This window comes from Paenibacillus sp. MT86 (assembly GCF_058792535.1).
On sequence record NZ_CM179499.1, the window covers coordinates 4,987,132 to 5,006,814 of the forward strand.

General features: G+C 49.1%; 15 protein-coding genes. 5 read left to right on the plus strand and 10 right to left on the minus strand.

The genetic code is table 11. From position 1 onward, the window contains the following. Positions 1-35: 35 nt before the first annotated feature. A complete protein-coding gene (locus tag AC3RCL_RS22440) occupies positions 36-887 on the plus strand; it encodes an AraC family transcriptional regulator (protein WP_492532087.1) in 852 nt (283 codons plus the stop codon). 61 nt (positions 888-948) lie between these two features. On the opposite strand, the gene AC3RCL_RS22445 is transcribed toward AC3RCL_RS22440, so the two are convergent. Beyond that, complete coding sequence (locus AC3RCL_RS22445; RefSeq protein WP_492532089.1) at positions 949-2,886, minus strand: alpha/beta hydrolase family protein; 1,938 nt, start codon at positions 2,884-2,886, stop codon at positions 949-951. A gap of 158 nt (positions 2,887-3,044) precedes the next feature. Between AC3RCL_RS22445 and AC3RCL_RS22450 the strand changes: the two genes are divergently transcribed. Beyond that, the gene (locus tag AC3RCL_RS22450; RefSeq protein WP_213579361.1) at positions 3,045-3,557 is read left to right on the plus strand and encodes a MarR family winged helix-turn-helix transcriptional regulator; all 513 of its coding nucleotides are present in this window, start codon (positions 3,045-3,047) and stop codon (positions 3,555-3,557) included. Positions 3,558-3,606: 49 nt separating this feature from the next. Here AC3RCL_RS22450 and AC3RCL_RS22455 read toward each other — a convergent pair whose 3' ends face one another. From AC3RCL_RS22455 to AC3RCL_RS22490, 8 genes are all read right to left on the minus strand, one after another. Beyond that, positions 3,607-4,689: a Gfo/Idh/MocA family protein gene (locus tag AC3RCL_RS22455; RefSeq protein WP_492532092.1), complete on the minus strand. Its 1,083-nt coding sequence runs from the start codon at positions 4,687-4,689 to the stop codon at positions 3,607-3,609. 18 nt (positions 4,690-4,707) lie between these two features. Continuing rightward, positions 4,708-5,691, minus strand: coding sequence for a Gfo/Idh/MocA family protein (locus AC3RCL_RS22460; protein ID WP_015736647.1), 984 nt, complete (start codon positions 5,689-5,691; stop codon positions 4,708-4,710). A 40-nt stretch (positions 5,692-5,731) separates the two neighbouring features. Next, positions 5,732-6,520, minus strand: coding sequence for a phytanoyl-CoA dioxygenase family protein (locus AC3RCL_RS22465; RefSeq protein WP_492532094.1), 789 nt, complete (start codon positions 6,518-6,520; stop codon positions 5,732-5,734). Between the two features lie 81 nt (positions 6,521-6,601). Then, positions 6,602-8,260, minus strand: a complete 1,659-nt coding sequence (locus AC3RCL_RS22470; protein WP_492532096.1) for an extracellular solute-binding protein — start codon at positions 8,258-8,260, stop codon at positions 6,602-6,604. A gap of 92 nt (positions 8,261-8,352) precedes the next feature. Then, positions 8,353-9,273 (minus strand): carbohydrate ABC transporter permease, encoded by a 921-nt coding sequence (locus AC3RCL_RS22475; RefSeq protein WP_015736650.1) that lies wholly within the window; start codon positions 9,271-9,273, stop codon positions 8,353-8,355. 33 nt (positions 9,274-9,306) lie between these two features. Further along, positions 9,307-10,257: an ABC transporter permease gene (locus AC3RCL_RS22480; protein WP_009590053.1), complete on the minus strand. Its 951-nt coding sequence runs from the start codon at positions 10,255-10,257 to the stop codon at positions 9,307-9,309. A 497-nt stretch (positions 10,258-10,754) separates the two neighbouring features. Continuing rightward, the gene (locus tag AC3RCL_RS22485; RefSeq protein ID WP_492536442.1) at positions 10,755-11,897 is read right to left on the minus strand and encodes a GntR family transcriptional regulator; all 1,143 of its coding nucleotides are present in this window, start codon (positions 11,895-11,897) and stop codon (positions 10,755-10,757) included. Between the two features lie 225 nt (positions 11,898-12,122). Beyond that, positions 12,123-14,765, minus strand: a complete 2,643-nt coding sequence (locus AC3RCL_RS22490) for an adenosylcobalamin-dependent ribonucleoside-diphosphate reductase (RefSeq protein WP_442789409.1) — start codon at positions 14,763-14,765, stop codon at positions 12,123-12,125. 421 nt (positions 14,766-15,186) lie between these two features. Between AC3RCL_RS22490 and AC3RCL_RS22495 the strand changes: the two genes are divergently transcribed. From AC3RCL_RS22495 to AC3RCL_RS22505, 3 genes are all read left to right on the plus strand, one after another. After that, a complete protein-coding gene (locus AC3RCL_RS22495) occupies positions 15,187-16,944 on the plus strand; it encodes a DEAD/DEAH box helicase (RefSeq protein ID WP_036660260.1) in 1,758 nt (585 codons plus the stop codon). A 1-nt stretch (position 16,945) separates the two neighbouring features. Beyond that, the gene (locus AC3RCL_RS22500; protein ID WP_492532099.1) at positions 16,946-17,908 is read left to right on the plus strand and encodes a YqhG family protein; all 963 of its coding nucleotides are present in this window, start codon (positions 16,946-16,948) and stop codon (positions 17,906-17,908) included. A 145-nt stretch (positions 17,909-18,053) separates the two neighbouring features. Beyond that, the gene (locus tag AC3RCL_RS22505; RefSeq protein ID WP_492532101.1) at positions 18,054-19,151 is read left to right on the plus strand and encodes a hypothetical protein; all 1,098 of its coding nucleotides are present in this window, start codon (positions 18,054-18,056) and stop codon (positions 19,149-19,151) included. Between the two features lie 297 nt (positions 19,152-19,448). On the opposite strand, the gene AC3RCL_RS22510 is transcribed toward AC3RCL_RS22505, so the two are convergent. Beyond that, positions 19,449-19,640: a YqzE family protein gene (locus AC3RCL_RS22510; protein ID WP_036660256.1), complete on the minus strand. Its 192-nt coding sequence runs from the start codon at positions 19,638-19,640 to the stop codon at positions 19,449-19,451. Positions 19,641-19,683: the final 43 nt, after the last annotated feature.

Sequence of the window (19,683 nt, forward strand, 5' to 3'; positions counted from 1 at the left end):
GGATGTCATGTGGTAGAGGAAATGAGGGATATTCGATGTGCGCCAAGAAAATGAACATGAGTATAATCAACGAACTCTCAGAGTATATAAGTCTCAGAATGAGCTCTTTTTCTGAACAAGCTCATGATAAGGGCTGGATCGAACACAAGTCGCATCCCGATTACGATCTCTGGTTCATTCAATCAGGCTCGGTGAAGATCACCATCGACGGGTTGGAACATACGGCTGTCCCGGGAGACGTGGTGTTTTTTTACCCCGATATGCCCTATATCGCTTCGACGACCGGGGATGTTTGCCGATTCTTATACATACATTTCGATTTCGGCATCGGAGAACAGCAGCGAATTTTGGGCGAGTTTCAACTCCCGGGTATCGTGGCAGGCGACCTGATCCGGGAGGAGGCGACGCTCTTCACCAAAGCCTATCATCGGTTGAAGCAAGGCAGCGGGCCGCCGGGAAACCAGCTCTACTTAAAGGCTTCTCTTCTCGTCGTGATGGCTAAAATTCTCGAGCTTCACGGGCAAGGTGCCTACGCCGGTAAGTTCCTGAATGGCAGGAAGCCTAGAAAAACAGAAGGAAGCCTGGATGTCCTGCTGGACGTATTCCAATACGTGGATGCGAACTTGCAGCGTACCATTCGGATGAACGAGCTCGCCGCGATTGCCGGCGTCTCCGAGAAGTATTTTATCTCCTATTTCAAGAAAAGCGTGGGCATCACGCCGGGACAATACATTACCCAAATCAAAATGAATCGAGCAAGAGATTATCTATACGAAAAAAAATATACGATCCAGCAAATCGCAGGCTTCCTCGGTTATCCTGATCCGTTCACATTTTCGAAAGCATTCAAGAAATATTACAACGTGCCTCCTTCAAAATTCGAGTAGCCTAATGTCATCGAATAAATTAAGATTCACTCCAATGTCCTAAGGGCCACTTCAGCTACACTTAGTTCTGAAAAGAAGCTAAGGTAGCCGTGTTCGCAACTCCAATCATCGTGATGATCAAGGTATTCACCATTGCACCGAGCCAAATGTTTCCTGTCAATTTGTATAAGCTCCGACTAATCATGGCCGCTGCAAATAATAAGAAAATAAAGGGAAGCAAAACCATGGGATAAAGTCTCGTCTCCTGCCAGAATGAATTGCCCGTCGTAAATAAAACAGCATACTGGATTCCATTGATCAACAGGATGCCAAGCACATTTCCGAATCCAGCAACCATCATGTTTGCTTTTTCAGACTTGATATTGCTGAAACTCAGTATGTTGATAAACAACGCGTTCGTCATATAGAAAATGAAGAAGAAGGGCAGATAGTTCATCCATACCAAGAACTTATCTGAATGGAATGTAAATACCCCCAGTATCCATAATTTAAAATTAGCATTTAAGAAGTATTCTGCCAAAAATACAACCGTAAAAAAGATTCCAAAGATACATAGAGCAAGAATAAAGGTCTTCATCAAGGGATTCAGACCGATTTTTAATCCTAGATGTTGAATAGAAAGCTCAGCGCTATTTCTTTTCTCCAGTCTGTATTTCCACATAAACAGGGCTAATCCAACAAGGCTATTAAAAATCGCCCATATCATAATATAGTTTGTAATCGGCTGCGGAAACCATTTTACAGACATGAAACTGGACGTGCTTTTAAAGATAAACCGGTCTAGTGTTAAGGCTACAATGACTCCAACTGCGGAAAACAGCCAACTAAGCAGCCAGCTTATCCAAAAAAGTCTGGTTTTCTTTGTGCTCTTTTCCGTTTGTTTCGTACCCGTTAACGAATTCTTTTGTTCGTTTGTTAATGTTAACTGCTGAAAGTACGGAATTTTTATTAAGTAATAGGATACCGGGTAAATCAATAGAAAGATGCCCAATAATCCGATAAAACTAAAAAGCTCTTTCCAGATCCAAAGCTGATCGGTATTTTTTATTTTTGGCGAGAGCCCAAACGAATGGTTGAAAAAATCGACCGTCTCGGCAACTGTCTTTTGGGAAAAATGTGCCCATTCATGCGTTTGCTTTGGATTATGAACGACTCTCAGCGTTTGGCGTTCTGCATCCCCATAATATTGACCTACCTCAAAGCTTGTCTGCTGTTCATCTTTTGGAAAAATCGAGTTAATTGCGACTAAACCCTCAAAGGCATTATTGGTTAGATCGCCATTTCCTTGGGATAAATCATAATTCCCCTCATCCAATTGACCATAAATAATTCCTAAGTTAGCGTGAATTTGGCTAAAAGCTTCTTCGCTTGATAAACGGATATTTCCTATGGGCAGTCCTGCTGATACTTTATTCAGTGAATTTGCATATTCCGTTTCACGATCCGTAATGTCTTCTCCGCCTTCCGAATCCGGAGCTTTCGCTTTTTCTATTGCAGCATAATATTGTGAACCATAATGCATTAACGTCATCCATGTTGACATCCCTCCCATAGAATGTCCCATAACACCGATCCGATGGTTATCGATGTAATCCAGATTATGGTAGGCAAATTCCACTAGAGGTATCATTCCCTCCCCATTTGCAACAACGGCCTCCATGACCGGTTCACTCGCCGAGCTTGATTTTCCATGATAGTATGCATCGAATGTCATGACGGCAATTCCTCTTCGCGATAATTCAATGGCATTTACATTCTGCATATGTTTATTGTTTAGATAACCATGCTCGGTAATAACCAACGGAACCTTGTTCTCTGCGCTCGATTGCTTCGGTTTATATATTTGTCCAGACAACCACTGTCCATGTTCAGTGGGAATCTTAAAATTAATGATTTCCGTCTTTCCAAAGGAAGTTTGCAAAAAACTAGATATACAAACGCTTACAATAATCATGACAACCGATACGACGAATAACCTTCGTATGCTCTTCTTCTCCATAAAATGCCTCCTCGAAGTATAAAAACAATATAGTTTCCATTGTAAACTATATTGTTTTTATACTACACATTATGAATGAAAGCAACATAGAATATATCCTTTGTGGAATTTATTTTTTTTGATATAATTTTAAGAGTTAAATGAACAGGAAAAGAGTGATGATGATGTCACTGGATTGGATGGGGAAAAATAGATTATTTGTTGAAAAGCTTGTGAAATTTGGTAATGCCTATGCGCACTCATACAAAAAAGAGTATCGCTATAATACTCCTTTTTTATTTTCGGCTGCCCAAATTCAAGTACTTGAATATATATTGGAGAATGAGGATAAGAACCAGAACATGCTTGAAATTTCGAATCGACTGGGAATATCTAAAAGCGCATTCTCTAAGAATGTTACAAAAATGGTGGAGAAAGGATTTCTCGAAAAATACCATACCTCTGATAATAAGAAAAACATTATTATTAAAGCTACCCAAACAGGCAAGGAAGTTTATGATCAATACGTGCAATACGCTTATGAAAAATCCTTCAAAAAAATCTTTTCCCTGCTGGATGAAATCCCTGAGCAGCATATTGAGAAAATGGAAGCTATCTTAGATATCGCCGCTACGGCTACCTCAGAGAAAACAAAGCAAAAGAAAGAGGTTAAACTCATTCGCATAGAGTAGGACGCAAATAAAAAAGGAGATCCCCGCCTTCGCGGAAATCTCCTGGTCCTTATTCTTTATCAAAATAAACGGTTGTTCCTGTTTCTGCGGATATATACACGGCCTCTAATATTTGTGAAACAATCATCGCTTCCCTCGGTTTAACCAAGGGTTCGGTATCGTTCACGATACTGTGAATCCATTGTTTGGCTTCATACTCGAAATCGGTCAACTCTTCTCCCCTGAATTGTTCTCGCGCATTCGGATTCACCTCGATTTTATTCAGGAACAAGCTTCCGTCCCGCTCGCCATTGATCCGCAGTTCATTTTTAGCAAAATCCGCTCCTCCCTTCGTTCCGCACAGCAGGTTGCCGCCACCTTCCGCAATGTTAAGGGCCCAGCTGGTTTCAATGATGACCGTCGCTCCGTTTTTAAATTTCACATACCCGAAGGCCGAATCCTCTACCTCGAATTCGTTTGGATCCCAGGCCCCCCATTCGTTCGCGGCATTTTCGGTATACTTCAGTTTATGGAAGACACTGCCGACGACGCTCTCCGGTTCATAGTTATCCATCAACCATAGGATCAGATCCAGGGAGTGGGTTCCAATATCGATCATGGGACCGCCACCCTGCTTCTCTTTATCCAGAAACACGCCCCATGTCGGAACGCCTCTTCTTCGGGTAGCGACCGCTTTTGCAAAATAGATATCTCCAAGCTCCCCATCGGCAATCATCTTTTTTAACAGCTGGCTTTTGGCGTTGGAACGATTCTGGTACCCGACGGTAAGCTTCTTGCCTGTTCGCAAGTGGGCTTCGTACATCGCTTTGGCCTCCGCACCTGTGACGGCCATTGGTTTTTCGCACATGACATGTTTGCCGCTTTCGAGCGCATCAATGGAAATCGTCGCGTGCGAGCTGTTCGGTGTTAGCACATGCACGACCTCAATCTCTTCCATGGCAAGCAGATCGTTGTAATTCGTAAACACCTTTGCGTCAGGCGTGCCGTATTTTTTCGCGGCTTCCTCGGCTCTTTCCGGCTTCAAGTCGCAGAAGGCCACCATCTGTACGTTGTCTACCTTGGATAAACACGGCATATGTTTCCCGTTCGCAATCATTCCGCAACCGATGATCCCTATTTTTACGGTTCTCATGGAATTCCCTCCCTCGCGTTATTTGAACTCTACCGTTCGGTTTTCCTTATGAGCGATGTATGCCGCTTCCAATAGCTCCGTCAATTTCGTTCCCTCTTCCAAACCGAAGGGCATCGGCTTGTCATGAATTAAGGCATCCGCCCATTGGATGATCGGAAGCGGCTGCTCTTTAGGGAGTTGAGTGGGTGAGATCCATCCGGAAAAGGGGGAATCGAGCTTCTTCGAGATGACTCTAACGGTATCATCCGAGATCATCAAGGTGCCCTCCGTACCGTAAATCTCAAGTGCAGAAGGGGTTCTGTACGTCACAAGGCTTGTTTCGACCAGTGCGACCGCATTGTTGACGAACTCAATGGAGCACTGCGCATTATCTTCCACTGCACGATGGGTGAAATAATGAAACATGGAGGTGATTCGTTTGGGCTGACCCAATATCCAGCTGGCTAAGTACATCGGATGACATCCCAAATCCATCATCGCTCCGCCGCCGGTTTGCTTCTCATCGTACCAGTATTCCGGGAGCCAATTGTTCAATGCGCCGTCGTGGCCGTTCCGAATGCGCAAAAGCGTCACGTCCCCCAATACATGGTCATCGATCAGCTGCTTCGCAAACAATTGGTGAGGCCTTGTGCGAGCCGGAAATGAAATGCAGAACTTGACGCCTGCTTTGCGTACCGCTGCAGAAATTCGATTACATTCTTCTACGGTAAGAGCCATGGCTTTCTCGGTAAAGATGTGTTTGCCGGCCTCAGCCGCAGCTACCATGACGTCAGCGTGCATGCTTGTAGGAGCATCCACCACGACCCCATCGATGTCTTCCCGCTCTAGCAGCGTATCCAAATCCGCTTCAAAATCCGTTCCCAATTGGGCAGCCCATTCGCTTCCCCGTTCAGGCTGTTCGTCCCAGACTGCCGTGAGTTTGACGTTACCGTGAGATAGCAACCTTCTTGCATAATCATCTGCATGCACATGCCACTTACTTAACATCGCAACGTTCAACATGCGTTTCCCCTCCGTCATCGTTTATATTTTTTACAAGATTTTAGTTTTCTTCAAAGGGAGGTGGCATATAACTTGCTCCAAATGGCGCATCAGGCCTTGAAAAATCCCCCATTAAAGCTCTTCGCACAGGCGTAGTTCTTTGCATAAAGTTGACATCGTTATGAAAACGGTCCGAGGGCTTTACCCACGGAGGGCTATAGATGTAATGCATGGTATAGCGGTCGTAATCCCAATTATGTTCGTGCGCCCGATGCCACACGGCGTTGTGAAACACCAGGACTGATCCTGCAGATGCACATATCACATGGCTGATCGGCGTACCCGAATTTGCTGTCCGGATCGAATCCGGTAGTGGAACGAGACTGCGGTGGCTGCCTGGAATGAGCTCCATATTCCCCATGCCGGGTTCTTCCTGATCGGTCAATAAAAATGAAGCACGGAGCTGAATAAGGGGGACTGGGTACCCCAGATTCTTAAAATCGAAAGCGCTGGATCCGTCTTGATGCCAGCCTCCCATCCTCCCCCTTGCCGGCTGCATCGTATTCCACCCGGACTGCATAATGAATCGATCGCCAAGTAAGCCCCTTATCTTCGGTAAAACCGATGGATGATCCATTAAGTTTTCAAGAGCGTGTTCAGACTCATACCCTCTGCCGACTTGACCCCAACCGACTGTACCTGCCGCTTCATGAAGCCGAATGGATGCCTGCAGGCATTCTTTGACCTCCTCTTTCGACAGCACATTCGGAATGACAAAATAACCCCACGATTCGAACATAAACTTATCGAGTTCAGTGAATGCGCCTGCTGAAACGACCGGGTTTAACATGAGTTGTCCCCTCTCTTGCGACTGACCTAATATTCATGAAATATTCGGGATGGCAGTAACACCATCCCGCAAACCTCTTCACTAGAACCCGACATCATCACGTTCTGCAGCTTTTTGAGCCACGAACTCCGCCATTTCTTCCACGCCGGCCGCTCTGAATTTTTCTTGAACGCTATGAAGCATATTGAGAGCTTCTTCATCTGACCCTGCAAAAAACGCTTTCTTAAATTCCTCATCGAAATTCAAACTGCTGGTTTTATCGATATATTCCTGATATTTAGGCCACTCTCTTGCAAGGTAGCTGGCGCTTACCTTGTCTATGATTTTGATCGGCAATCTTGCCGAGAAGCTCTCCTCCAGCTTTTGCCACTCCGTTTTTTGATCTTCCGGCGTAGGCCAAGTGACTTCAGAGGAGAATGCTCCGATGAACCTTCCTGGAAGATAATTAAGCCCTGCGTCTCTTTTCAGATCCGGGTTTTCATCGAATTGTTTTTTCACATCAGAGATCCATTGGGGTACCCCGTTTTCCATCGTGTAGTGCGTTCCTTCGATTCCGAAATATGCAAGCAATCGGCCTTCTTCGCTGTTGACATAATCAATGTACCGCAATGCGGCATCGGGATCTTTGATGTTAGCGCTTAAGAAAAGGGCAGGAAAACCAGAACGGCCGGGCTTTTCCACTTGCGTTCGAATCTCTCCGCTCTTATTCTTCATCGGTCCGAGTAGTTCATATTGCATTTCCGGATTCGTTTTATACAGCGTTTTTTGTAAATCCGCTAACATAGGCTGGGCTCCGAATACGGCAAGCTTGCCCGTCGTCAGCTTTTCATTCGCTGTTGTACTCGTATTGTTGAAGGCTTCAAGATCAAACAAACCTTCCGTTAATAACTTTCTCATGTATAACAATCTAGCTTCATGATCCTTGGACTGCGTCCAGTGAATCAGTTTTCCATCTACTTCACGGTAGTCCGAAATCGTGTAATCCGTCCACCCGGCAAGGAATTGGCCGTAATCCCATCCGTTCCACATGGTTCCGGCAGGGATGACCGGCTTCCCGCCAATATCCTTGAAACCGCCATCTCGGATCTTGATCAATAGATCAACTAGTTCTTCTTGCGTATCAATATCCTCCGCTTTTACATTTAAAGCTTTCAGGATATCTCCCCTGGCAAAAAGGCCGTAATTCCAATTATGAATGCTCTCAGGGGTACCGTCCGGGGTCTCCGTAGGAATGAGATACGTCTTGCCTTCAAATTCGGGACTATTGAGATCGAACTCGGCAAAATCCTTCGCGATCCCGGTAGTCACAAGTCTTTTAATATTCGGGTATTTATCGAGATAAGGGGTTAAATCCAGAAGCTGCCCTTCCATGGCCGCCTTCTTGATGACTTGTCCTTCTCCTCCTGTCGTAGACCAGAAAGGTGCGTTAACGATATCCGGAACCGTACCGGAAGCAAAAATGGTGTTTAGCTTTTCTACTTCGCTTGTTGTGATGGATTCCAGTTTCAATGTGACCCCGGTTTTTTCTCTAATTTGTTGGGCTACGGGATTATTCTCCTGGTCCTGCGGGAAACCGGCTCCGCCACCGTTCCAAGCACTGAGGAAAGACAAGGTCACCGGTTTTATTTCTTCAGTACCTTGCTCCTTCGGACCTGTGTCAACCGTACCTGCATCCTCCCCTCCGCCTTTTCCCGTACATGCCGTCATGGTTGCTAGAAGCAGTAAAGCGATTAGTGTCATGCCAAGAACACTCCTGCGCTTGTTCTTCCTCATCCTACAATCCCCTTCCATTGGAAGTTTTTTTATATAAAAGGCATAGCCTTTTATACCGACTACTCCTTAAGAGAACCTACCAGTACGCCTTTCACAAAATATTTCTGAAGAAACGGATACACACAGATGATCGGCGTCGTTATAATGATGACGAACGTCATCCGCAAGGCTTCCGGCGTTACGCCTCGCAGTTCCATCTGCGTCTCGGTCATGTTTTGTATGGCGGATCCGCTATTTCCCGACGACGACGTCATCGACTGGAAAGACGCTTCGCTGATCATCTTGTTCAGGAACGTAGCGGCAGGCTGCAGCTTTTCATTCTGTATGAAAAACTGACCGGTAAACCAGTCATTCCACACGCCCACCCCGACAAACAAAGCAATGGTAGCAAGCACCGGCATCGATAGAGGCAGAATGATTCTGGCAAATACCGACAACTCGCTTGCGCCGTCGATTCGGGCGGATTCCGACAGACCTTCAGGGATCCCGTCGAAGAAGGTTTTCATGATAATCGCATTGAAAAAGTTATATAGGGACGGCAGCACCAGCACCCAAAACGTATCCAGGATGTGGATTTGCCTGAACAGGATGAACGTCGGAATCAGTCCGCCGCTGAACAACGTGGTAAAGAAAAAGAAGAATACGATGTATTTTCTTCCCGGCAAACCTTTCCGCGAAAGGGCGTAGGCTAATAAGGCCGTCAAAAACACGGAGGCAACCGTAACCACAAGGGTTCGGGTAATGGAAATATAGAAGGAATTTAGGATCAAAGTGTTGCTAAAAGCTTTTGCATAGTTTTCTAATGTAAACACTCTGGGGAAAAAATAGATTCCCCCCTTCATCGCATCGTAACCGTCATTGAAAGACAGGGCTAGAAAATAGATAAATGGATATAGCGCCGTAGCGCAGAATAAAAGCAGCGCCGCATAGTTAAGCGTCATATACATTTTGTCTGCCGGCGACAGCCTACTTGCACCCATAACACACACCTCCTCATCTTCAGTGCTAGCTGATTACCATAACGATACGTTACTCACGCGTCTGGATATATTATTGACAGCAACAATGAGCAGCAGCGAGATCGCAGATTTGAATAAACCGATGGCCGTGGAATATGCTAATTGCCCCTGTTGGAGGCCTGTTTTTAAGACATAAGTGTCCAAGATCTCCGAGACGCTTAAGGTTGCCGGGGACTGCATCAGCCAGATTTGGTCAAATCCCGCGTTCAGTATTCCGCTGAGTGAGAAAATAAGCAATATGGCGATCGTTGGCGTAAGACATGGAAGCGTGATCTTAAATAGTTTGCTCCACCTTCCAGCCCCGTCGATTTCCGCTGCTTCATACAAGTGTGGATCGATATTCGTTAACGCGGCTAAATAAATGATCGAACCCCAGCCTACACCTTTCCAGATGTCGGATATGAGGACCAATGGATAGAATAATTCCGGCTTTCCCATAAAAAAGATGGGATCCAAACCCATTTGGTACCGAATGTCATTGATAAGCCCTACGTTCGGAGACAGGATTTTTTGAAGCAAGGTAACGACAACGACCCACGAAACGAAGTGCGGAAGATAGGAAATCGTTTGAAACACTCGTTTGATTTTTTTGTGCATGACGGCATTGAGCATTAAGGCTAGGATCAAGGGAGCTGGAAATCCGAAAATAAGTTTAAGGGCACTAATGGATAACGTATTTCGGAGCACATCATAAAAACTGGAATCGTTTAAAAACTGCTCGAAATATTTAAAGCCCGCCCACGGACTCCCCAATATCCCCAAATTGAATTTGTAGTCTTTGAATGCGATGATAATGCCGTACATCGGATAGTAAGCAAACACCAGGAACCAGATGATCGCAGGAAGCAAAAATAAATATATATGCCTGAAATACCATATTCTAGTTAATTTCTTATTCTTTTTTAATTGCTCAAATCCAGGGATAAGAGCACCCTTTGGTACCATTCTCCGAACACCTCCTACATCTTCGTCGTACGGTATATAGCGACTGTCTCCCCCTCCTTCACTGCAAGCGGTTTCAATTTTATAGTTTAAATATATTCAATATGATGTAGGAAACATTCCACAATTTCTTCATTTGGGTAAAAAGTAACCTTAGGGTATAGATAAACAGGGGAAGAGCCCTTTTCCCTTCCTTCTTTTGAGGCGTTCTTATTCCTAGGCAAGGTTACATTATATTCAATATATCCTTATAAAAAAGGGTCTGATCAAAAGTATGATATTGAGATGTAGCGACCTGCGAATGGATGGAAGAGCTTCTGTTGGATTTCTTTATTGATTTGATTTTGGGAAACTATTATGGGGTGGGATTTCATGAGAGGAAGTTATAGCTGACCTAGTAAAAGAGTCCGCGCAGCCATCGCTTCCATTGTCAGGCTCGAATAGAAAGCGCATCGGACTCGTTATTAGGTTGCATATATAGGAAGAAGCAGATGTTGGTATCATGAAGTGGATGAAAGGTTTTTTCCCGTCGTCTCGCCAATGACCAATTCCGGCTCCACTAGGGTTTTAACGAATTTTCCGTGTTGCCCGTCTTCACTGTTAATCACCTCAAGCAGCGTGTAAGCTGCACGGTAGCCCATGTCTCGTTCAAACTGTTTAACGTGCGTGAACGTGCTATATCCTTCGATGATGGAAGTCGGATCGTCAAAACTGATAATGGAAATGTCCTCAGGCACCTTCAATCCGGCTTGACGCGCAATCTGATAGATTTTTACTCCAAGAATTCCATTAAGCGTAATATAAGCCGTTGCCATTCGATTTTTGATATAGCGGTACAATGGATGGGTTTCAGCTTGCTCAAGGCTTCCGATTTCAAAACCGGTTACGATATGGGCAGGGTTAATGAGTGCCCCCTTTTCCTTGAAGGCATTCATATATCCATCGATCCGTTCTTGAACGGTTACGGTTTGTATGGGCGAATCGGAGCAGATGGCGATATCACGATGCCCCAGCTCCCACAGGTAATTGACCGCCATGTTAGCGCCAAGCCTGCCGTCCGATGCGATATAATGCGTTTCCACCCCGGGAAGGTAACGGTCGATGAGAACAAACGGAAACCCCGCAAATTTCATGCTTAATATTTCCTCGTTGAATAATTCCTCGTCCACCGGGAAAATCAATAACCCTTCCACTCCGATGTTACTGCATGTCTGGATCGCCTCTTTTTCCTTATCAATATCGCCCTCTGATAAATAGATAACGCAGCGGTAATCGTTCTCATTCAGTGCTTGCTGAATACCTTGTATAAGCCGAATCGTAAAATAATCATAAATGCTGGGCATAATGAGCCCTATCAACCGCGTCCCCATTTCTCCGCTAGTCTTATGGACAGGTTTTGCGGTACTTATAGGAGGAGTGGCCGGCATTTGAGATTCGGGCTCGCTTACAAAAGTCCCCTTTCCGGGCACCCTGGTTATGATTTTTTCGTTAACCAAGCCGGCCAGGGCATTAACGACCGTAATCTTGCTTACTCCAAAACGCTCCATGAGTTCCTTTTCCGTAGGTATACGGTCTCCAACCTTCAGGACCTGCGACGATATCAAGTCGCGTATATACTCTTGAACCCTTTGATACAATGGCATTCTTTCCGTAGAGCTCAATTGAATCACCACATTTCATTCAATATGTTTAATATATACGTTACGAATGGTGCAAGCGTTTTATTCCATACTCTAATTATGGAAACAGCGGCAGCCATGGACGAGAAAATAAAGTCCTGACTGCCGCTGTTTTTTTATTGATCTATCATATTCGTTAGCTTACGCGGGAAAATCAAATTTCGGAGGGAGCTCTTCCCTACGACTTCCTTAAGAGCACTTACTATACCCGCAGTTCCCGCACGTCTTGCATCCCTCGATGTTAATCAAGGACGCCCCGCCGCAGGACGGGCACAAATCCAGCGACATGCTGCCGCCTGCGTGCGCGCCATGTCCGCCGTGGCCCGCAGCTGCCGTTGCCCCGCCTTCGCCTGCATCGGCAGGCGCCATCGTGGCTGCGACCGGTGCCGGATCATGGTCATGATCCGCCTCGGCGTTGTTGGCCACGTGCGTCTCGAGCGCCTTCGCCACGGCGTCGGCGATGGACTCGACGCGGTTCGCGCCGAAGCCGATCGCGCCGGTGCCGCCGATGCCCTTGAGGTGCTTGATCAGCAGCTCCACCTTGTTGCCGTGGTCCCCGTAACGGAGGAACAGGGAGCATACGCGGCCCAGGGCTTCCGCCATCGCGAACACATCCGATCCGGCTTTGCCGACGTTCAGGAAGATTTCGCTTGGAATGCCGTCCAGATCATTGATTGTGATGTAGGCCATGCCGAACGGCGTGTTCATTTTATAGGTTGCGCCGCGCAGCACTTGCGGACGCTTCTTGTATTGTTTATCCAGTCCGCTCTTGCTCGGCGAGGCTGTCACGGCCACGCTTGCAGCAGCCGGCTCCACGCTCGCCGTTTCCTCAGCGGCTTGGCCTGCCGCGCTTTGCTCCAGCGCCGCTTCCGCGGTAGAAGCTGTTGTCGCTTCGGCGGCTTTGTCTTCTTTTTTCTCCGTCTGCAAGACCTGCACGTCGCGGCTGCCGTCGCGGTAGATTGTAACGCCTTTGCATCCCAGATCGAATGCCAGCTCATACAGGCGTTTCGTATCTTCAACCGTGAAGTCGGACGGACAGTTCGCCGTCTTCGAGATGGAGCTGTCCACCCAGCGCTGAATCGCCGCCTGCACGCGGATGTGATCCTCGGCGGAGAGACTCATCGCGGTGACGTAATAGTCCGGAAGCTCTTCGCCCGGATGGCTGTCCAGCCAATCCTGAGCAATCGGCACGAACTGCTCGTCGAAGCCGAGACGGCTTTGACGGAAGTATTTGAAGGCAAAGTACGGCTCGATGCCCGTCGAAGTTCCAACCATCGTACCCGTGCTTCCCGTCGGCGCTTGGGTAATGACGGTAACGTTGCGGGCGCCTTTTTTGCGGACCGCTTCGGCAACTTCCGGATACACCTCGGCCATATTTTTCATGAAGCCGCTTTGCAGATACAGTTCGGCATCGAATGCCTGGAACGAGCCCTTCTCCTCGGCAATATCCGCGGATGCAAGATACGCTTCGCGCGCGATGAAGCCATACAGCTTATCCAGGAACTCCAGCGATTCCGGGCTGCCGTAACGGATGTTCAGCTTGATCATCAGCTCGGCCAGACCCATCGTTCCGAGGCCTACGCGGCGCTCTTTTTTCTGGTTCAATTCGTTTTCTTCGAAATGGTAAGGCGTCCGGTCGATGACATTATCCAGGAAACGCACGGAGTAACGCGTCGTCGTAGCCAGCTCATCCCATGCGACGTCATGATTCGCTTCATCGTAGAACTTCGACAGGTTCATCGCGGACAGGTTGCATACGCCCCAGCCCGGAAGTCCCTGCTCGCCGCAAGGGTTGGTACAGATGATCGGGTTGAAATACCAGCTGTTGGACATCTGGTTGTAGTATTCCATGAAGACCACGCCCGGCTCTGCCGATTTCCATGCGGATTCGATAATGGTGTGCCATACCTCGCGTGCTTTAACCGTTTTATATGGAATGATGCTGCGTCCGGCTTTCTTCCATTTATCCAAATCGCCGTCCCACAGCTCATCGTAATCGGGATCGGTGGTATCCGGGAACACGAGCTCCCAGTCCAGATCTTCCTTCACGGCTTTCATGAAATCGTTGCTGACGCATACCGACAGGTTCGCGTTCGTGACTTGTCCCATCGTCTGCTTCACCGTAATGAAATCCTCCACGTCCGGGTGCCAATCGTTCATCATCAGCATGAGCGCGCCGCGGCGGCTTCCGCCCTGCTCGATCAGGCCTGTCGTATAACTGAACAATCCGCCCCACGATACCGCACCGCTGGAGGATCCGTTCACGCCTCTCACGATCGCGCGCCGAGGACGAAGGGAAGACAAGTTGATGCCGACACCGCCGCCGCGCGCCATGATCTCGGTCATCTCGCTCAGGGTTTCCATGATGCCGCCCCGGCTGTCCTTCGGGGAAGGAATGACGTAACAGTTGAACAGCGTCAATTCATCGCTTGCACCCGCTCCGGCAGCAATCCGTCCGCCCGGGACCAGCTTCCAATCATCCAGAATCTCGCGGAATTTCCCGCGCCACTCTTCCTGCAGTTCCGGCGTTGCCTCAACCGATGACATGGCGGCCGCGAGTCGATCCCACATTTCTTCCGGCGTTTTCTCGATGGTTAACGTCAGCTTCTCCACATCCGACTCCACAAGCTCGCCCTTCCGTGTCTTCACGGTGACCTTGCGGCCTTCGCGTTTCACGATTTCGCCAACTTCCTTGGTCGGAAATTTAGGATCATCCTTTGTCAGCACGAGCACCACGTCGCCGACCTTGGCGTTGTTGGTGTCCGCATCCTTCCAGGCATACCGGTCCAAAAAGATCTTCTCGCTTAAACCTTCCAGCCGCTGATTCTGCATCGTACTCAAGTGCAACTACCTCCTATATAAGATATAAAATTTAAAAGATTCCCAAGTATGTGCTCACCAACAACATAACCTGTTATGTAGCCGGTCAAACATCCAAAACCACTATACACACCACATATAGTGCTATTCATTCATTATACTACACTATATATAGGTTAACTATGCCGATAATGTGAAAATTAAGCCGACAGTTCCAAGCTCCCGCGCGCAAGCTTCCGCTTTCTTCCTCTCGCTCTCTTTTTCGCTGATCCCTATGAAAAAAAAGGATGAAAATATCCAATTCCAGCAGCCGTGCGCTCTATAAGGTATTCCGCGGCTGCCGAATCCGTGCAAGGTTATGAAGACTTCTTTTTTCGTCCATACTACATATACACCGCTGGCCCGGAATCTTTCATCACAGGAGGAGATCGACATGAACCAACAGCCATCTGCCGACTCAGGCATGATTTTCGACCCGCGCCTTCCCGTTCCATTGCAGATCGACCGTTCTTGGTTTGACGATCTCTCTGGCCGACTGGACAAAGGAGGCCCTTGGGGTGACTATCGTCTGGCCCAGCTTGCCGTTGAGGGCGAGAAATCGCGCCTCGTTACAAGCTTTGAAGAACTGCAGTGCCTCAAGCACCTTGGCGGTTTATCCCCGCTCCCCCATCAGACCGATACCGCAAGACGCGTTTTGTTCGAGATGTCGGGCAGAGCCATTTTGGCGGATGAGGTGGGACTTGGCAAGACGATTGAAGCCGGTCTTATTTTAAAAGAATACATCGTGCGCGGACTGGTATCCAAAGTGCTGATTCTCGTACCTGCTTCCCTGGTTCTGCAATGGGTCCGCGAGCTGAACTCCAAGTTCGGCATTCCCGCGGTCGCGCAGAAAAAAGCATACTCCTGGGGCAATGACATCGTTGTCGCCTCCATGGACACGGCCAAGCGCGATCCGCATCAGGAGATTCTGCTGAACCAGGAATACGACATGCTCATCATCGATGAAGCGCACAAGCTCAAGAACAAGAAAACATCCAATTATCAATTCATCCAAAAGCTGCGCAAAAAATACTGTCTCCTGCTCACCGCCACGCCGGTGCAGAACGACCTCAGCGAGCTCTTCAATCTCATCACGCTGCTGAAACCGGGCCAGCTTGGCGGCCAGGGACAGTTTGCCGCAAATTTTGTCGTGGATAAACGAAGACCGAAGAACCAGGACCAGCTCAAGGATGAGCTGTCCAAGGTCATGATCCGAAACCGTCGGGGCGAAGGCGAAGTGAAGTTCACGAAGCGGTCCGTCCGCAACGTGGGACTCAGCCTTTCGCCTGAAGAACAGTCATTATACGACGGCGTTACGTCCTTCGTCAAAGATCAGTATCAGGCAGCTGGGGGAAATTTAAGCAGTATGCTGTCGCTCGTCACCCTGCAGCGGGAAGTATGCAGCAGCCGGGATGCCGTCTTCGTGACCCTTGTTAATCTGTCCAAGAAGCTGCCGGAGGACTCTCCGCTGCGCGATAAAATTTGGGAGCTCGTCTATCTCATCAAGGCCATCAAAGCAAACACCAAGGCGGAAAAAGCCATCGAGCTCATTCAGCAAATGAACGAGAAGGTCATCGTGTTCACGGAATATCGGGCCACGCAGGAATACTTGCTCAATTATTTCCGCGATCACGGGCTGGTCTCCGTCCCGTACCGGGGCGGCATGAACCGCGGCAAGAAGGACTGGATGATGGACCTTTTCCGCGGCAAGGCGCAGGTCATGATCGCGACGGAAGCCGGCGGCGAAGGCATCAACCTGCAATTCTGTCACCATATGATCAACTTTGATCTGCCCTGGAATCCGATGCGGGTCGAGCAGCGGATCGGACGCGTGCACCGTCTAGGCCAGACCAATGACGTGAAGATCTACAACCTGTCGACTTCGGGAACCATCGAGGAGCATATCCTGAACCTGCTGCACGAGAAGATCAACATGTTCGAGATGGTCATCGGCGGGCTTGACGTTATCCTGGAGCGCTTCGAGAAGAAGGAAACGATCGAGAAGAGCCTGTACAAAATCATGCTGGAGTCCGGCAATGATGATGAAATCCGCCAGCGCATCAGCACATTGGGCGACTCCATTCACCATATCAAGCAGGACGTCGAGCTGGAAAGCGCGGCCGAAGAAACTCTCAGAGAGGAAGAAGCCTAATATGACCATGACGCCGCAGGAGGTGCAGCAGCACTTCATGGCCTATTTGGAAGCCACCGAATGCACCGTCATCGAAAAATCGCCCGAGCATGTCACCGTGAAACTGTCGCCGCAGGCCGACAAAATGCTCACCAACCGCCCCTATTACTGGGGGTTCGTGGAACGGACCGGGGCTCCCGCCGAAACGCTGTCGTTCAACTTCGTGTTTGATCCGGAAAAATACGACGAACGGCTTGCCAAGGCCGAAGAAACCAAAGCCAAAACCCAGCTTAACGCACCTGCGCAGGATCCGCTGCTGGCGCGCTATTACGGGAACGCCCCGGTGCTGCCGATCTTGGGGTCAGGCCGGATTCAGCGGGAGAATATCGGCTACGGCAGCAGCCGGCTCGCCCAGATTTGGAATGCCTCCCGCGAAGAGGGCAAATGCGTGTATCTGTTCCAGCAGCGGGATGCCGAACCGCGTCCCAGGGGCCGTTCCACGCCTTATGAGCAGTGGCTGGGCGTCTGCTTCAAGGTGGAGTTCAGCTGCGATCTGAAGCGGGAGGAATTGTTTTTTCTCGGAATCTCGCTGTCCAGCCGCGCGATTACCGAAGACTTCCCCGCCATTCTGCATGGGCGCGAATTGACTCCACGCCTGCCCGAGAGCGTTCACGTCAGACCGGCGGCTCTCACCCTTGAGCAGGCCGTAGCTGCCCTGGAGAATCATCTGATCAACAAACTGAGCAAGCTGGATTACGATTGGGCGGCAAAAGCTAAGGAACGCCTCGAAGACGAGCTGATGGTCATCGACGGCTACTACGAGGATTTGCTCAAAGAGCAGGACGAAGAGAAAAAGGCGCAAATCGAGGAGCAGTACAAGAACCGCCGGTCGGAAATGCAGTGGCAGTACGAGCCGAAAGTGAGCCTGTCCGCCATAACCTGCGGTCTGTTTCATCTGTGTTCGCCCGTGGGCGCGTCTTCATGACGCCTCTCTACAAAAGCAGGCAAAAAAAGAACCATTCTCCCTTCCCCTGCCGCGACAGCTTGCAACAGCCTTTGCAGAGCTTGTCCGATATGATGATTCCATCACATCCATGGCGCGTAAGGGCCAAGGAAAGGCGGTTAGCGATTTGAAGCTGTGGAACATGGAACCCCATTACCAGGATGACAAGGACAACAAGCGCAAACCTAAATCAATCGACAACAAACGCTTTATCCAATATCGAAGGTGGTCTGCCTCCGTCATCGTAACGGCACTCCTGTGGTTCAGCACGACCCACCCGCAGGCAGGTATGGCTGCGGCTCGTGAAGCAGACACCCCCAATCCTGCGAGCGCCGTCCGTGCGGCAGACGCTCTGCTTGCTGTCCAGTCTGCATCCAGCCTCGCCTACAGCAGCGCCCGGGCTCAAGTACCGGAAAGTTTGGTAGACTTTGCAGAACAGACCGTGGATCAACTATCGGTGCATGCGCCATTTACTGCCTGGGACGGAGCAGAGCTGGATTTCACCCCACTTGGTCCGGGCACCCACGGCTGGCTGGTCACGATTTCCGATCAGGGACTGCCTCAGGGCTACATGATTATCAGCGCAGGAGAAGACGGTGGATATATCTTGAGCGAATACGGGATCGGCTCCACCCTTCCCTACAGTCAAGCACCGCTGAATGAACGGCTTGCGGCCGAGGGATTTCTGAAGGTCGGCGGATCTTTGCCGAAGGGAAGCAGCGTGCGCAAGCTGTATGACGTATCCCCTGTCTGGCAGGTTCAGCTTCCCGGCAAGAAGCCGGTTTATATCAGTGCACTGAATAGCGAAGTCCTTCCGGAAGAACTCAAGCAGACAACGACGGCGGTCAAGCCGGCGGCAAGCAAGGGATTGGTAACTTCATCCGCTCGCTGGATTGCCGGAGCGCCAACCATTGCAGCCGGCGATTCCCGGGATCCTTACGATAATCTGCTGTGGCTGACCTCAAGCAATCTGACGGCCCGAAGCAGTGCCGATCTGCGTAAATTGCTGCAGGAGCACTCCAGCCTGATATTCAAGTCCAAAAATAGCAACGCCGCTTTCGGAGCCCCTTTTACCTTAAACGGGTGGCACCGCTGGTCGACAGGGATTCAGAAGCATTCGGCAGCGCTCTATGTGTCGGTTCCATTGCGGAACACAGATACCTTCCGCTTCCTGCCGGCATCCCGCTTGATCGGACAAGGCCAGTTCTATGCTCAACCCAAATGACGCGAAAGTACAAGTAAGCGGGCTAACAAGTCCGTCATTCATGCGAACCAACCATAAGCCCTCATGCCTTCAGCATCCCAGACGGACAAAGGACGCGGCCCTGGTCAGGGCTCGCGTCCTTCATCGTTTCACCTGTTTTTTTCAGTGCGTACTTCCGTACTTCCAAGCGTAGGCTGCCAGCCAATACAATGCAATAACATGCCCCAAGTCTGGCATCTGGCTGCACAGGGTGCCGTGCGCACGCTGTACAATAGCTGACTTCGTTAAGGAACATACAGCAAACGAACAGCAGCAGCTTTACTTTTGCCTTTTTTTGCGCTTGGAGGATACGTCGTCTTTCCACAGCGACATGGAGAACGGAATCATGCCGAACCACCTTGTGGTCCAGGATTCCTTCACCTTCGCCCTGCGCCGAACTTCCTTAGGCGTATCTATATAGTTAACCACGCGTTCGGTAATATATTTGATCAATTCATCTCCGCTTGCCATACGAATCAACTCCTTATGGTTTATCCGCTTCCCAGTATCAGTG

Excerpts from the sequence above, each read along its gene's own strand:
- AC3RCL_RS22460 (WP_015736647.1), bottom strand. The coding sequence starts at position 5,691 with ATGTTGAACGTTGCGATGTTAAGTAAGTGGCATGTGCATGCAGATGAT.
- AC3RCL_RS22455 (WP_492532092.1), bottom strand. The coding sequence starts at position 4,689 with ATGAGAACCGTAAAAATAGGGATCATCGGTTGCGGAATGATTGCGAAC.
- AC3RCL_RS22480 (WP_009590053.1), bottom strand. The coding sequence starts at position 10,257 with ATGGTACCAAAGGGTGCTCTTATCCCTGGATTTGAGCAATTAAAAAAG.
- AC3RCL_RS22485 (WP_492536442.1), bottom strand. The coding sequence starts at position 11,897 with ATGCCATTGTATCAAAGGGTTCAAGAGTATATACGCGACTTGATATCG.
- AC3RCL_RS22475 (WP_015736650.1), bottom strand. The coding sequence starts at position 9,273 with ATGGGTGCAAGTAGGCTGTCGCCGGCAGACAAAATGTATATGACGCTT.
- AC3RCL_RS22490 (WP_442789409.1), bottom strand. The coding sequence starts at position 14,765 with ATGCAGAATCAGCGGCTGGAAGGTTTAAGCGAGAAGATCTTTTTGGAC.
- AC3RCL_RS22510 (WP_036660256.1), bottom strand. The coding sequence starts at position 19,640 with ATGGCAAGCGGAGATGAATTGATCAAATATATTACCGAACGCGTGGTT.
- AC3RCL_RS22500 (WP_492532099.1), top strand. The coding sequence starts at position 16,946 with ATGACCATGACGCCGCAGGAGGTGCAGCAGCACTTCATGGCCTATTTG.
- AC3RCL_RS22470 (WP_492532096.1), bottom strand. The coding sequence starts at position 8,260 with ATGACACTAATCGCTTTACTGCTTCTAGCAACCATGACGGCATGTACG.
- AC3RCL_RS22465 (WP_492532094.1), bottom strand. The coding sequence starts at position 6,520 with ATGTTAAACCCGGTCGTTTCAGCAGGCGCATTCACTGAACTCGATAAG.
- AC3RCL_RS22440 (WP_492532087.1), top strand. The coding sequence starts at position 36 with ATGTGCGCCAAGAAAATGAACATGAGTATAATCAACGAACTCTCAGAG.
- AC3RCL_RS22495 (WP_036660260.1), top strand. The coding sequence starts at position 15,187 with ATGAACCAACAGCCATCTGCCGACTCAGGCATGATTTTCGACCCGCGC.
- AC3RCL_RS22445 (WP_492532089.1), bottom strand. The coding sequence starts at position 2,886 with ATGGAGAAGAAGAGCATACGAAGGTTATTCGTCGTATCGGTTGTCATG.
- AC3RCL_RS22450 (WP_213579361.1), top strand. The coding sequence starts at position 3,045 with ATGATGATGTCACTGGATTGGATGGGGAAAAATAGATTATTTGTTGAA.